Below are 14760 nucleotides of genomic sequence, written 5' to 3' on the forward strand. Positions count from 1 at the left end.
TGATTTCAATTGCCTTAATATTAATTGAAATCGTTGCCTACTTAATTATTAAGTTTTTAATTGACTATGTAATAGCAGACCCTAAAACCACACTTATTTTACAGATCAAAAGAGATCAGAAATATGTCCTCACTAATATTTGGCGGGGGGTATATTTTATAGGGTTTAGTATTGCTTATTGGTCTATGCTTTATATGGTCAGGTTCAAGGAACGCAACCATTTGATGGAAACAGCGCAATTGAAAACGCTGGCAAAGAATCTCGAGCTGGAGAATAAGTATATGTCGGTGGAGAATGCTTACCTGCAAAATCAGATCAGCCCCCATCTACTGTTTAACTCATTGAACTTTATCTATACCACTGTACGCGGTCTATCTGAAAATGCGGGTCAGGGTGTAGCACGCTTATCCGAACTGATGCGCTATTCGCTGGTAAGCGCCGACGATACCCGCACGGTATCCCTGTCCGAGGAAATAGCGCAGCTGGAAAACCTGGTGGAATTGTGCCGCATGCGTTTTGGTGAGCAGTTTTATCTCCGGTTCAGGAAAAAGGGTAAGCTGGGCGGCATTCGCATCATACCGCTTATACTCATTACCCTGGTCGAAAATATGATGAAACATGGTGATCTCGGAGAAAAGAAAGTGCCGGCGAGGATTACACTGGAGATAAAGGAAAACACCCTGTTTTTTGAAACGCGTAACCGGAAACGAAATACAAATCTGTACCCTAAAGGCGGACTCGGGTTGAAGAATATTAAAAAAAGATTGAACAATTATTACCATGAACGATACACCATGCTGACCAGGGATGTGGAGGATTTATTTACCGTTACCTTAACTTTAACAGACTTATGAGTATCAGTTGCTATGTCGTAGATGATGAATCAGGTGCGATTGCTTTAATGGAGGAATACATAGAACAAACTCCGGAGTTAGAATTGGTAGGAACTTCGCTCAATCCCGTTGAAGCCCTTGATGACCTGACGGGTGTAAACGCGCCGGATATTACCTTTGTTGATGTCGATATGCGCCTGCTATCGGGTCTTGATCTCGCGGGTATGGTAAATCTGTATACCACTGTTGTATTTACCACGGCATTCCCGCAGTACGCTGTTCAGGCGTTTGAAAAGGAAGCGTTTGACTATTTATTAAAGCCCATAACCTATGATCGCTTCCTGAAATGTATCCAGCATGCAAAACGTAAAAGAAAACAAGCCGCTAAAAACGATTATCCGATCAGGGAGGACTTTTTTAATATCAAAAGCGAAATCAAGGGCAGAATGGTGAAGATCACCTTTGACGAGGTGATGTACATCGAGGGCGCGGTTAACTATATTCAGATCCATACTACCGACGGCAAGCACATGACCTATTTGACCATGAAGGAGATTGAGCATCACCTTCCCAAACCGTTGTTTGCCAGAATTCACCGTTCCTTTATCGTGAATGTCAATTTTGTGAAGGTGACCGAACGCGGGCAGATCAAACTAAAAAACGGTGAGTCCCTGGACATGGGCGATAATTATAAACAACGTTTCCTGGATCTGATGGATGCATATTTGATTAAAACAAACCGTAAGCCGGATAAGGACGATTAGTTTTTACTCCGGCTTTTAAGGGAGAGCAAATATTTGTAAATCAGGTAATACGTAATCATTTCCTGCTTGCGCGGTTCATCTGTAAACAGGCGGTTAAGATGCATATGAATGACGCTTCGAAGATAATTGAGTTTGTCGCTGTTGTCCCGTGATAAAATTTCATTGATCTCTTTAACGATGGATATAAATCTTTGTCCTGCCCTGAGTGATCCACTTAGAAGCCCCTTATCATTCGCATTCAATGCAGAATAGATGCCTCCTGACAATTCCCGGTACTTTTTATCCAGTTCTACTTTTACTTTGCCCTCCGCGAATTCGGGAAGGAACTGCTGGTAGGATTCCAGGGTAAAGGCCAACTGATCGTCAGGACGAGTAAGGAATACTTTGATCATTGACTGCACGGTGACAATGGCAAAATGGTGGGCGGTGCCTGCCATATCATAACGGTTCTTTTTTAAAAAATATAATACCAATTCACTGCTCGACCAAAAAAAGTCTTCTGTTTTTTCTATGCCGGCTTCAGCATAACGTTCCAGTTCACGGGTATACACTTCGATCTGGTACTCCCGGATAACGTGTTGCTGGATGCGGTCCTCCAGTTTGGCTTTGAACGCAAGGAGTACCTCGCTGATGTCCTCCGGGGCTACTTTCAGACGGAGCCGGATATGTGGTGCGTGGTCATCGTACCGGATAAAAAACCATTTACTGATTTTTCCGTGGCTGTATCGTTTATTAAGCAATGGTTGCAATCGCAGCAAAAGGCCGGCGGCTCCTGGGCGGGGCGCATATATCTTCAGGTAAAGCCATTCGGAGCCTGGTAGATACTTTCTTTTGATCTTAATTCGTTGACCGGATTGCTTTATTTCCCCATACGTAGAGGCTAATGGTTCCGCCGGAAGAACGAACGCATTGTATTGCCTTATTTCCGGCTGTGGTATAAATTCCTTTAAAATCACCTCTGTCTTTTGCCGGATACAACTGCAAAAGAAAGCAATCTCGTCCTCACTTTCCTGGTCAAAAACAAGTTGCTGGTCGCCCTCCACCAGCGAAAAGGTTCGGCATAGCTTGACTTTTTTGCTAAGTTGTTGGAACGCCATTAAGGCTTTACCAAAACTCTCCTGTTGTAAAGCCGCTATCTCATCTTTGGTAAGCACCCAGGTGGCCAGGTAAAGGATTGTGTTTCGATAAACCACCCTGGGGTAAAACTCCTGACCGGGGAAATATTGCCGGAGATCGAGGCTGAGATTGAACCGGCCATACTGGTATGGAAGATCTGCTAAAAACCGGAATAGGGGGAGCTTATTCAAACTGTGGTTATAGGCAGAGCTAAGCCTTGGTATAACCTGTTTGCCATGTTTTTTTGAAAAGAGCACCACTTTATTTTGAACAACACGGATGTAAAGGTCTGCCAGTTCCAGTTGGTGGTCTTTTTGAAGTGACGAAGCAGCAGTTACCGGTATTTCGTAGCTGTAAATGTTTTTTCTTCGATTCACATTATCTACGTGCGGATCTGATAGATGCAGCAATTCCGCGAAAAGCAATTGCGGGTTTTGTCGTTCCACATGTTGCGCCATATTTCTGGCCGCTTCGAAGATGGCTTCATCGATCACGGTAAATCTTCCTATTAGCGCGGGAGCATTGCTGCCGCCGGCACTTTCTATAAATAGTTGATCACCATATATCCGGAACAACACCGACATGCCGGTCGTTTGTTGTCCTTCGGATGTTTGGAGCTCCTGCAATTCCGCTGTATTCAATTCTATGACGGGCAACGGCTCCTGCTTAGCCCTAAGCCAAGATTTTAACAACAATCCCTGGGCAGGCGTCCATCCCGGCGATGGTCCTGGTTTTGGTTTGTTATGAATATGCAGCGTTTCCAATAAGGGATTACGCTTATCCGGGGCTTCCTGCTGGTAGCCGATACCGGCTTCCGGGTCAAGCGCGATAAGTAATGGCAGGGACTGACCTTCGAAATGTTGCTGAAAGGAATTCATAAAATGATCCATCGCAGGCAACTGGTCAATCGGGGCGAGTAGATCCAGGGCATAAATCCCATCCCTTAACATCTCCTGCCACCGAATGGCGGGTCCTGTCACATTAGATTTTTTCTGGAGAATTGCACTGAAATTGTTTGTTTGCGGTAATGCCTGTTCTCTTGGCAGGAAGGCCTGAAGCTGCTTGTTAAGCCATTGAATATTATCAGGATTTGGTAAAATTTCTGAAAGGGAGTGCAACTCTTTTTGCAGCTGAAGCCCTCTTTCAGACGCTAAGAATTGCGGCTGTTTAAGTAAGCTGTCCAGATAATCAGGACCAGTAATATGCTGCCGCAAACAGTTCACAAGCAGTTGTGAATCGATCAGAAAATCGGCATATTCGATTGCTTCGGTCAATGAGCAACCAGCGGAATTTCTGATATGGCCTGTGATTTCCGGTAGTGTACGCCCCTTAATACAAAAAGCGATCAAGTCTTTCAATAACTTGGAAAAGGCGATGGCCTGCAGGAGATACTCCCGCTGCTTAAAGCTTTCGTCAATCCCCGTTCGGAAAAAACGGTATTCATTCAGAACCCGGTATAACGAAGGGTTGCTCTCGAACCTGGCTTTCGTCTTCATTGCTCCATTGAGCAGTATTTGGCTAATTTTCGCCTGGTAGGTTTGGTCGGTATAAAGATGGGTCTGATAAGCCTGGGTTTCAAATAATGGCTGAACCGAATCGGTCTTCCATTCGGTAAGGGAAACCGATGCAAACATACCGAAGGGTGTGGGTCGAAAACAGTAGCGATTAATATATCTTTTAAGCGTGCCTTCTTCTCTCGCCGATAATTTTATGGTTACAAATTGTTGTTTCTCGAGTGTTTCGTAAAACGCGGGGCTCGCCAGGAAAACGGCACTCCTGAAGTGTAAATCATCCAAAAACAATTGAGTGTCACCAATATAGTCTTCCTGATTTTTAACAGGCATCCGCAAAAGCAGGTGGTTTGCAAAGGTATAACGCATGGATAAGTTCAGATAGATGTTGAAACGGTAATTTAGTATTTGTTCCTTTCAGGAAACCGGATTTCGGTAAAAGAAATGCTATGCCGATGTAATAATTTACCATTAGCGGAGCCGGTTTTCTTCGAATCCGTGTCAACTCAATCTTTTACTAAACAAATGCCGTTTATCATAATGTATTCTAAGCGGAATTTATCACTCCGGACTATTTGTTTCGATCAACCATTATTTAAGGACCACCAACCGTTTCGGCAATCAAGAGACGGGCTTGATCTTATTATCATTTGGTTTGCCGGGTTTAATGATCCTGTAAATATCAGGTTGATTTACAGAAGTACAATCAGTATGTTCATAATCTTTTAGTTTAAAGGCCACTGCAGTTCTCTTGTATTCACTTTCGCCCCAAGTTCAAGCGCGGTCAGAAAAGTCGCTTTTGGGTATTTAGCTTTCATGTCGCTTATTAACGCAGCGGAGGTCTTATCCTTTTTTAACCGGTTTTCATAGGCTTCAATATAAGTTTTGGTGTATTCGGCAGAAACGACCGTGAGGTCCGCTCCTTTCCGAAAGTGAGCCGGGATGATTATAGCGGGGTGCAAGGCGATGACTTTATTAAGTGCCGCTGTCCACAATGCTCTTTTTGTAGCAGTTGCATCGTCAGCCATCCACAAATGGAAATTATTTCCAAAAACATTGATGCCACCAACAACTGTTTTGATGGATGGTATCCATATAAAGCTGCGGGCCGGAGCATTTGGAACAGCAATCAGAGATAGGGTCTTTCCCTCCAATGTCAGGGAGTTTCCGGTCAGTAGTTTGGGAATGACGATTGTCTTTGGGATAACGTCCTTAAATATGCTCCCCCAATAAGCCAATTTTCCTTTATAGGTTGCCTTAATATGTTCTATCGTAGTTGCAGTAGCATAGATTGGCACGTTAGGATATTCCTTTTTAAATACTTCCAGGCCGAAATAAAAATCCGGATCCCCATAACTGATAAAAATGGCCTTTAGATTCTTACCACTGTTCTTAATTTCCTTAACCACGTTTTCAGCATCGGGTAGCGTAAACTGGGCATCAATTAATATGGCATCTGATTTTCCGGAAACAAGAACGGAGGTTACTCCGAATGCAGACTCGGGGGCATTATAATAGGTCAATTTTAAAGGGGCGGTATCGATAGTTTTGATTTCCTGAGCGCCCACCGTGAAGCTGAGACCCGTCACAACAATTGCCAGTATTAATTTTACTTTGATTGTTTTCATAATAATAAAGATTTTTAAACCTCGCTAAATTGATCTCCAAACATTGGTTTTCCGCTCCTTGATTCTGCTGCTGTTGCTTCATTCTGAATTACGTCCCAATGCTCCGCTAACAAGCCGTTTTCGATGCGCAAAATGTCTACAACAACCCAGGCTTTAGGCTGACCAATATTGGTAAAGCGGCCATGGATCATCACGAAATCTCCTTTTGCGATTGCTAACCCCGGCTCGTACCTCATGTTCGCTGGAGCCGATGCGATCAGCTCTTTAAGTCCATCCCGGCCAGGAGAAATATGCGCACTGTGCTGAATATAATCCGGTGACCAATAGCGTTCATAAGCCGCTTTATCACGCTTATTAAATGCCGCATCAAAAGCTTCAAGAGCCAATGATTTATTCTTTTCTTCAATTGTCTTTTCCATGTTATAGGTAAAGCAATCGAGATGCCATTGTATTAATTTACTGATTTTCAATTATATATACATATAGTCAATAAGTAATGTCTTGATATATCATTTTTTTACCAAGCGTTCCCGACGCGACAAAGTCAGACAATGATGGTCATGCTCCGTCTTTTATAATGGTACGGGTTTATACCGTTCCTAATCTTATTTGGCGGAAGGCTTTGGCAAATAACCTTGTTAATCAGCGATATATCGCCAGGGAAAGATTAAGAGTATTTATTATGTGTTGATTATCAATGCATTGCGAAAAGGAATGAGTTTTGGAACAACCAGATAAATCATTAATTCAATTCATTATGGGAACATTTATCTTTTTGATTACCAAGGCTGTTTCATTTTGCTGCATTGTCACACTGTTTTATAATGTAAGGCCTCTGCGTTTCAAATCAAGGGAGGATAGCGATAGCTGGCTTTAATATTCCCTTAGCTTATCACCCGCTTCACCTTTTATATCCCATTCAATTTCACCATATGATCACCTAAAAAACAAAGTAATGACAAACGCATTTTTAACCAAAAAAATCATTGCCCTGCATGAACATGGGTATGAACAGGACTTCCGGTTTGCAGGTGATAATCTGCTGGTATGTATTCAAACGGATAAATATTATGATATGGCAGGGGTGGCGTTTCGGTTAGAAGACCAGCAATACGATTGCCTGAGTCATTCCTTCAAATACCTGCATACCATTGAAACGGGCAGCGGTGAAAAAGGGATCCTGTTAACGGACGGTATATTGACATTAAACCATTATAAAGGATATGGCGACTGTCCTGGGACAGATCGCCATTCTCTGTATGCAATGCGTTGATCTGCAATTAGGATAAACTTGCTGCTGCTTCTAAAATGAAGGCAGCCACCTCGGCACCATGTGAAGCAAGGGAGGCATGGCCGGCAGCAAGCGTTATTGTTTTGCGGGCTTTCATCCGTTCGGCAAACATCGCTTCTGTTTCCGGGGGGATCATCTGGTCATTGGCCGATACCTGGTACCAGCTTGGCTTATATTTCCATGCCGGGGCACCTGACGGCCCGCCGAAAGCAGCTCCGTTGATAGGTTTTTGCGAAAGCGCCATTACAAGCGCATCCTCGTCCGATACACCCGGACAAAATACATCATGGTAGTGTTCCGGATCTACGTAAAGAAAACCCTGCGCATCAGGTTTTACAAAAGCAATACCCGCAGGCGCTTCACGCAGGCTCAAAAGCCCTCCGGCAGATTCGCCCGCATCAGGCGCAAAAGCCGCTATGTAGACCAGGCCAACCACATTTTCCTGGTTACCGGCGCCCGTAATAACCGCACCGCCGTAAGAATGTCCTACCAGTAAGACCGGCCCATCCATTGCCGCTACCATGTCGCCAGCCCTTTTCACATCATCTTCCAGAGTAGTTAGCGGCAATTGTACCGCTCTCACATTGTAGCCTTCGGCTACCAGTAGCGGAATAACTTTTTTCCAGTGTGAGCCATCACCAAAGGCACCGTGTACCAGCACCACATTCAATTTTTGTTTCATAATAAAATCATTTAAGCTTTGCCTGACCGTTGCAATCTGCGAGCCGTATTGCAAATGGTTTGGAATCAGGGATTTGTTGATGGATTCATTAAGAAAAGTAGTCTTATATCGTCATTTTACTGATGGATTTCCGGTGCAAAATTAAAAAGCATAGTGAGGAGAATAGCGAAATAAAACGGGATAACTATTTAAGGTAATCTGTATATATCTGATAAACAAACATTTAATCAGTGGCATCAAAGTGGCAACCCAGCCTGCAAAAGCAAAACAAATGGGAACTTCAAAAACAAATTCGATGCTGCTCTTCTCCCCCTTCCGGCTTGGGGATTTGCCGCTCAGCCATCGTGTGGTACACCCGCCGCTTACCCGGCTCAGAGCTAACCCCGACGATAGTGTCAGCGATATCATGATTGAATATTATCGCCAAAGGGCATCCCCAGGTGGTTTCATGATTACCGAATCGGTGCATCCCTCCTATGAAAGCCGCGGCTATTTTGGCGCGCCTGGTATCTATGAAGATCACCACGTTGCCGGTTGGAAGAAACTGGCGGATGCTGTTCACGAAAAAGGCGCTTATATATTTATGCAGCTCTCACACGACGGCCGGCAGTCCCATGTCGATCTAAGCAGAGGAAAAGCGCCAATCGCCCCATCAGTAGTTCCATTTGAGGGACTCTCATTCACTGCGAATGGCTGGGTTCCCGTTTCACCTCACCGGGCTCTTGATGCCGGTGAAGTTCCGGGCCTTATCGAACAGTTCCGCAAAGCAGCGGAACGTGCGAAAGAAGCTGGTTTCGACGGAGTCGAACTGCATAACGCCAATGGCTACCTCGCCGATACCTTTTTGCAGGACGGCACTAATAAACGAATTGATGCTTATGGGGGAACGATTGAAAAAAGGGCGGCATTTTCGTTGGCCCTCGTAGCAGCCCTGGTATCTGTCTGGGGAGGAAGCAGGGTCGGCGTCAGGATTTCTCCGAGTGGAAAATGGGGCTCCATATCTGATTCAAACCCGGAAGCCACGTTTGGGCATTACGCTCAGCAACTGAATAGCTATGATTTGGCTTACCTGCACATTATAGAGCCAAGGGTAATGGGAACAGAAACCATAGATGAAAGCCTGCCGCCTGTTGCGTCCTCTTTTCTGCGACAAGTGTTTAAAGGTCCGATCATTGCTGCCGGTGGATTCAACCGGCAGGGCGCCGAAGCTATTCTCCAAAAAGGGGATGCCGACCTGGTCGCCTTCGGGAGATATTTTACATCAAATCCTGACCTGCCGGAACGTCTTAAGCAAAACCTTCCACTAAACCCTTATGTCCGCGAAGCTTTCTGGGGTGGAAACGAAACTGATTACATTGATTTCCCACGATATAACCAATGATCATGAAAAGACTATGCAATATGCAACCGGTACTTCAACAAAAGAAAACGGGCATACAAGATGAGATTGCCGATGTCAGCCGGGAACAGCAGGTCATTAATTACCGGCAAGCTGTCTATATGGTCGTCAGAGAAGTATCAGAGGAATTTATCAGCTGTGATAAACTAAGCGGGCAGCACAAGTTTGCAAATACTTGCACTGCGATAACACTAAATGCCAGCACTGATGGACAACTACTATTTCGAAACGAGCTGGCAGCTTATCTCGAATTAGTTTTAACAAATGACAATGTACTCAGAAGGGAAGCGGGGCTGGCGAGGGTTGCGGCCCGGCTATCTACTGCTGCCGCGGTGTTCTATCATTCACTTGGTGCCCGATGAAATGAAACAATTAAATAACAATCATATATGGAAAATCAATCAAAAAAAGTAACCTTATTTACCCCTGTTAAGCTGGGCAAGTTCGAGCTTGCGCACCGGATCGTGCTGCCGCCGCTTACGCGAATGCGTACGGTCAACGGGTTTATTCCCAACGATTGGATGGTGGAATATTATTCGCAGCGTGCGACCAAAGGAGGTTTTCTGGTTACTGAAGGTACGGTGATCAACGAAACAGGCCATGGCTACTATGGCGCACCCGGTATCTACACCGATGAGCAGGTAGCAGGATGGAAAAAGGTAACGGCGGCCGTTCACGAAAAAGGAGGCATTATCTTTAATCAGCTTTTCCACGTGGGACGCCAGTCTCACCGCAGCTTGCAGCCGAATGGTGCGGAGCCCATCGGTGCATCGGCGATTCCACATGAAGACCTGGTATTTACGCAGCAGGGATGGGTTCCGGCAGAACCAAACCGCGCACTGGAAACCGCAGAAGTAAAAGCCTTGGTTAAAGACTACCACCAGGCAGCGTTACGTGCCATGGAGGCGGGTTTCGACGGCGTTGAACTGCACGGGGCAAACGGTTACCTGATTGATCAGTTCCTGCAGGACGGTACTAACCACAGAACGGATGCGTATGGCGGTAGTATGGAAAACCGGGTCCGTTTGATGATCGAAGTTTTGGAAGCGATGGTTGATGTTTGGGGATCGGACGCTGTTGGGATAAGATTGGGGCCAAGCGGTACCTTTAATTCTATGTCAGACAGTGATCCCATAGCGTTGTTTGGATATGCTGCAGAACGTTTGAACGAGCTTGACCTGGCTTATCTGCATCTTATTGAACCAAGAATAAATGGTAATATCGAGATAGCTGATGGCTTAGAGCCCGTTGCATCAATGCATCTGCGGGGGATCTTTAAAAACAAAATGATCGCCGCCGGGGGATTTGACCAGGCAAAAGCAGAAGACATTCTCGAAAAAGGATATGCCGATATGGTCGCCTTCGGGAGACATTTTATTGCCAACCCGGATCTGGTTTTCCGGTTTAAGAACGGTATTCCGCTCGCTTCATATGACAGGGAAACATTTTACGGCGGAAACGAAAAAGGATATACAGACTACGCATTTTACGAAGCGTATGCCGATGCATAACAAGCCGCAAACGGTCTTTTATTTACCATTGCGCCTTTACGGCACAATGGTAATTTTTTTTTATGGAGGCGGTATGATCAATTTGTGTCAGACAACGCATGAACCAATTTTCCCAGTGTTTTTAAGGCATCGGCTATTTTATTGCCCCACAAAGGGCAGCAATTGATACGGATGCAATTTTTATAACGGTCTGAAGCCGAAAAGATTTGGCCGGGGCAAAACCCGATACCATATTTCAGGGCTTCGCGCTGTAGTACCAGCGCGTTTAAGTTTTCGGGCAGCGCTATCCATAAACTGTAGCCTCCTTTCGGGCAGCTTATTTTTACAGTATCCGGAAAATACTCCTGTATAGCATTCCTGTATTTTATAATTTGAATTTGCGCAAACTCGCGCAGCTTTTTAATATGGGCGTGATAATTGCCGCTCTCTAAAAATCGGCCAATGGTATCCTGCAACAGGCCATTGGTTGAAATATTGGCCGAGAACTTGAGCTTTTCAATTTCGGCATGATACCTGCCTCCGGCTACCCACCCAATTCTGAACCCGGGAACCAGTGATTTGGAAAACGAAGAACAATAGAGCACGTTGTTATAACTGTCATAGGCTTTGGCAGGTAAGGGTCTTGATCTGGCAAAGTTAAGCTCGCCCAGGGTATCATCTTCAATCATGGGAATGCCTTTTTCACCCAGCATATTTACCAGCTTTATTTTGCTTTCTTCTGACATCGAGCAGCCGTACGGATTTTGACAAACCGGCATAAACAAACAAGCGGCAACCTTATTGGTAGCTAATGCGGTTTCCAGTTCATCAAGGTTTAGCCCGGTAACGGGATCCATGCTAATGGCTAAAGCCTTTAGGCCTTTACTTTCCAGGCATTGCAGGAGGCCGGCGTATGTTGGCGATTCAACGGCAACAATATCCCCGGGTTTGGTCAGTACATCAAGACAAAGCCCAATGGCCTCTGTTGACCCGTTGGTTATCAGGATCTCTTCCTGTTTGATGCTTGTTTTCCATTCAAATGACTGTAACGCTATCTGTTTCTGTAAGCGGGGATGGCCTTCTAAAAAGGAGTATTGAAAAATATCTTTTTCCTCCTTTGCCGAAGCCTGCATGGCCTTGTTGAGTTTGGTAATCGGAAGATACTCATTGATAGGGGCAAGTGAAGAAAAATTGATCACGCTATGTTTGGCCGTATTTTTTACCATGGTCGCAGCCATGCTGCTTACTTCAACAATTTCGGGCAGCGGGACGAAATTGTTGGCCGCCGCTCTGGCCAACGGGTTTTTGTTAAAAGAGTTGACGTAATAACCCGAACCCTGCCTTGAAATAACGGCTCCCTTTGCTTCCAGGATAGCATAAGCCTGGTTTACGGTGGTTAAACTAACCTTTAGTTCATCCTTCACCTTACGTACCGAGGGAAGTTTATCTCCCGGTTGCAGCCTTAGCCCGATAATTGTTTCTTCTAATTTACGAACTACCTGTTCATAGCGGAATGCTTTGTGACTCATTAGAGATTTCTATAAATACGTAACAAAAATACGCCTTATAAACGGGAGGGTGGCCTGTTGAGCAGGAATATGGCAATTAGTTAACAGTTTTAAAAATAAGGATCAAATATGCAACTGATCTCTTTTTTTTGATGCCAACTGTATCTTTTTGTGTGCCCTGTTAAACCCGAACTTTGACCCGAAGATCAATCGAAATAGTCAGGTTATTTCGATTGATCAATGTGTAAAATTTATTCATTTAAAAATGCAAACAAATAATAATACTGAAACAGCTGTAAGTAGTACAGATCTGTTTACACCTGTTCAATTAGGGCCATACCAGCTTACTCACCGTGTAGTTATGGCTCCTTTAACCCGTATGCGCACAGCCGCTGATTTTGTTCCTAACGATCTTTTGGTTGAGCATTATACCCAGCGCGCTACCCCGGGCGGGTATATCGTGGCCGAAGGTACAGTCATTTCCGAAACCGGTCATGGCTATTATGGTGCTCCTGGCATCTACACCGATGAGCAGGTAGAAGGCTGGAAAAGAGTAACTACCGCAGTACATAACAAGGGCGGGATTATTTTCGATCAGCTTTTTCATGTTGGCCGTCAATCACACCGTAGCCTGCAGCCAAATGGCGGTCAGCCAGTAGGCGCATCTGCTATTGAATTTGAAGATTTTGTGTATACCCCCACCGGCTGGGTCCCCGCCGACCTGAACCGGGCGATGACCACGGAAGAAGTAAAGGCTATGGTAGAAGATTACCGGAAAGCGGCTATAAAAGCTAAAGAGGCCGGGTTTGACGGCGTGGAATTACACGGCGCGAATGGTTACCTGGTAGATCAGTTTCTTCAGGATGGATCTAATCAACGTACAGACAGCTATGGTGGGTCGATTGAAAACCGCATACGTTTTATGCTGGAGATTGTTGAAGCACTTGTGGAGGTTTGGGGTGCCAATCGTGTCGCAGTACGTTTAGGGCCAAGCGGAACATTTGCTTCCATGTTCGACAGCGACCCTATCGCGTTGTTCAGCTATGCAGCAGAGCAGCTTAACAAATTTGGGCTGGCTTATCTGCACCTGATCGAACCGCGTGTTAAAGGTTCTGTTGAAGAAGTAGAAGACCTGGAGCCTGTAGCGGCAATGCACCTGCGTCAAATTTTCAAGGGCACCATTATTGCCGCCGGCGGTTTTGACGGCGAAAAAGCCAATGATATCCTTCAAAAGGGGAACGCTGACCTGGTAGCTTTCGGAAGGCATTTTATTGCCAACCCCGATCTGGTTTTCCGTCTTAAAAATAACCTGCCGCTTAATCCTTATGACAGGGATACGTTTTACGGAGGCGATGCACACGGGTATAACGATTATCCGTTTTACAAAGAAGAAGCAATTTCAGCCTGATGGACCCGATTCAAATGAAAACAACAGATAAATCAGGATCCGCAACAAGTGGGACGGAAATAGCCCGGGTAGTACGTTTTAGTAAAACCGGCGGCCCGGAAGTACTTCAGATCGAGAGTTTGGAAATTCCGGCTCCGGCAAGTCATGAGGTCAGGATACGGGTTAAAGCCATCGGGCTGAACCGTGCCGAATCCATGTGGAGGTCAGGGAATTATATTGAAGCCCCGGTATTGCCGGCCCGTTTGGGTTATGATGCCTCGGGTATTGTAGATGCTGTAGGAAGTGATGTAAAACATTTAAAGGCAGGCGATGAAGTGGGCACCATCCCGGCTTTTTCACAAAATGATTATGGCGTATATGGGGAGTTAATTTTGATGCCGCAGCATGCTGTTATCAAAAATCCGCCTTTGCTTGCTTTTGAGCAGGTTGCTGCTATCTGGAATCCCTTTATTACTTCATACAGCGCCCTTATTGATGTAGCTAAACTTTCCGCAGGAGAGTTTGTGTTGATTCCGGCTGCTTCAAGCAGCGTGGGGCTTGCTGCGATCCAGGTAGCCAATATGGTAGGAGCAGTGCCTGTTGCCATAACGCGTTCCGGTTCAAAAAAACAAAGATTGTTAGCTGCAGGTGCAACCTACGTGATCGCAACGGAGGAGGAGGATATAGTAGCCGAAGTAATGAAGATTACGAATGGCAAAGGTGCTGAGGTCATTTTCGACCCGGTAGGCGGGCCTGTGTTTGCCAAATTGCTGGAATCATTAGCTCGTGGCGGTCAAATATTTTTATATGGCGCCCTAAGTGATGAGGTTACGCCCTTGCCATTGATAGAGGTGCTGAACAAGATTCCCGTGATTCGCGGCCATACGGTTTGGGATACAACTAAGGACCCGGAACGTGTGGAAAAAGCCCGGATATTTATTTTTAAGGGACTTGCGGAAGGCTTTCTTAAACCCGTAATTGCCAAGGTATTTCCTTTTGAGCAGATTGTTGAAGCGCACCGCTTCCTGGAATCCAACGAGCAGATAGGGAAGATCGTGGTTACTATCTAAGCAAGCAGACTATAGGAATAAAAAAGGAACGAAGCTTTGGCCTCGTTCCTTTTTTTATTTTAACAGCTAAGTTATGAGCTT

Annotated in this window: 13 protein-coding genes; 8 read left to right on the plus strand and 5 right to left on the minus strand. The window is 45.3% G+C overall.

Features of this window, described 5'->3' with window-relative positions:
• Nucleotides 1–224 precede the first annotated feature (224 nt).
• Together PQ469_RS03165 and PQ469_RS03170 are read left to right on the plus strand one after the other, a co-directional pair.
• Nucleotides 225–854 carry a sensor histidine kinase gene (locus PQ469_RS03165; protein ID WP_274211685.1) on the plus strand — a complete coding sequence of 210 codons (630 nt, stop codon included), beginning with the start codon at nt 225–227 and terminating at the stop codon, nt 852–854.
• Entirely contained in the window at nt 851–1597 is a 747-nt protein-coding gene (locus tag PQ469_RS03170; protein WP_274211686.1) for a LytR/AlgR family response regulator transcription factor, read from the plus strand. Before PQ469_RS03165 ends, PQ469_RS03170 begins: the two co-directional genes overlap by 4 nt.
• Here PQ469_RS03170 and PQ469_RS03175 read toward each other — a convergent pair.
• From PQ469_RS03175 to PQ469_RS03185, 3 genes are all read right to left on the minus strand, one after another.
• Nucleotides 1594–4593 carry a lantibiotic dehydratase gene (locus PQ469_RS03175; RefSeq protein WP_274211687.1) on the minus strand — a complete coding sequence of 1000 codons (3000 nt, stop codon included), beginning with the start codon at nt 4591–4593 and terminating at the stop codon, nt 1594–1596. The two genes, PQ469_RS03170 and PQ469_RS03175, sit on opposite strands and share 4 nt — an antisense overlap.
• A gap of 356 nt (nt 4594–4949) precedes the next feature.
• The gene (locus PQ469_RS03180; protein WP_274211688.1) at nt 4950–5852 is read right to left on the minus strand and encodes an MBL fold metallo-hydrolase; all 903 of its coding nucleotides are present in this window, start codon (nt 5850–5852) and stop codon (nt 4950–4952) included.
• A 14-nt stretch (nt 5853–5866) separates the two neighbouring features.
• Nucleotides 5867–6271, minus strand: coding sequence for a nuclear transport factor 2 family protein (locus PQ469_RS03185; protein ID WP_274211689.1), 405 nt, complete (start codon nt 6269–6271; stop codon nt 5867–5869).
• Between the two features lie 536 nt (nt 6272–6807).
• Between PQ469_RS03185 and PQ469_RS03190 the strand changes: the two genes are divergently transcribed.
• On the plus strand, nt 6808–7125 hold the full coding sequence (locus PQ469_RS03190) for a hypothetical protein (protein WP_274211690.1): 318 nt from the start codon (nt 6808–6810) through the stop codon (nt 7123–7125).
• A 7-nt stretch (nt 7126–7132) separates the two neighbouring features.
• On the opposite strand, the gene PQ469_RS03195 is transcribed toward PQ469_RS03190, so the two are convergent.
• Entirely contained in the window at nt 7133–7825 is a 693-nt protein-coding gene (locus PQ469_RS03195) for an alpha/beta fold hydrolase (RefSeq protein WP_274211691.1), read from the minus strand.
• Nucleotides 7826–8096: 271 nt separating this feature from the next.
• On the opposite strand from PQ469_RS03195, the gene PQ469_RS03200 reads away from it, so the two are divergent.
• From PQ469_RS03200 to PQ469_RS03210, 3 genes are read left to right on the plus strand one after another with little or no spacing between them, the layout of a single operon-like run.
• Entirely contained in the window at nt 8097–9206 is a 1110-nt protein-coding gene (locus PQ469_RS03200; protein WP_274211692.1) for an alkene reductase, read from the plus strand.
• 2 nt (nt 9207–9208) lie between these two features.
• Nucleotides 9209–9586 carry a hypothetical protein gene (locus PQ469_RS03205; protein WP_274211693.1) on the plus strand — a complete coding sequence of 126 codons (378 nt, stop codon included), beginning with the start codon at nt 9209–9211 and terminating at the stop codon, nt 9584–9586.
• A 27-nt stretch (nt 9587–9613) separates the two neighbouring features.
• Complete coding sequence (locus tag PQ469_RS03210; RefSeq protein ID WP_274211694.1) at nt 9614–10735, plus strand: alkene reductase; 1122 nt, start codon at nt 9614–9616, stop codon at nt 10733–10735.
• Between the two features lie 77 nt (nt 10736–10812).
• Here the strand turns inward: PQ469_RS03210 and PQ469_RS03215 are convergent, their stop codons facing one another.
• Nucleotides 10813–12243, minus strand: a complete 1431-nt coding sequence (locus PQ469_RS03215; RefSeq protein ID WP_274211695.1) for an aminotransferase-like domain-containing protein — start codon at nt 12241–12243, stop codon at nt 10813–10815.
• A gap of 244 nt (nt 12244–12487) precedes the next feature.
• Between PQ469_RS03215 and PQ469_RS03220 the strand changes: the two genes are divergently transcribed.
• Both PQ469_RS03220 and PQ469_RS03225 read left to right on the plus strand, forming a co-directional pair.
• A complete protein-coding gene (locus PQ469_RS03220; RefSeq protein WP_274211696.1) occupies nt 12488–13630 on the plus strand; it encodes an alkene reductase in 1143 nt (380 codons plus the stop codon).
• A gap of 14 nt (nt 13631–13644) precedes the next feature.
• On the plus strand, nt 13645–14679 hold the full coding sequence (locus PQ469_RS03225; RefSeq protein WP_274211697.1) for a zinc-dependent alcohol dehydrogenase family protein: 1035 nt from the start codon (nt 13645–13647) through the stop codon (nt 14677–14679).
• Nucleotides 14680–14760: the final 81 nt, after the last annotated feature.

It is taken from the genome of Mucilaginibacter sp. KACC 22773, assembly GCF_028736215.1.
Taxonomy (GTDB): Bacteria; Bacteroidota; Bacteroidia; order Sphingobacteriales; family Sphingobacteriaceae; genus Mucilaginibacter.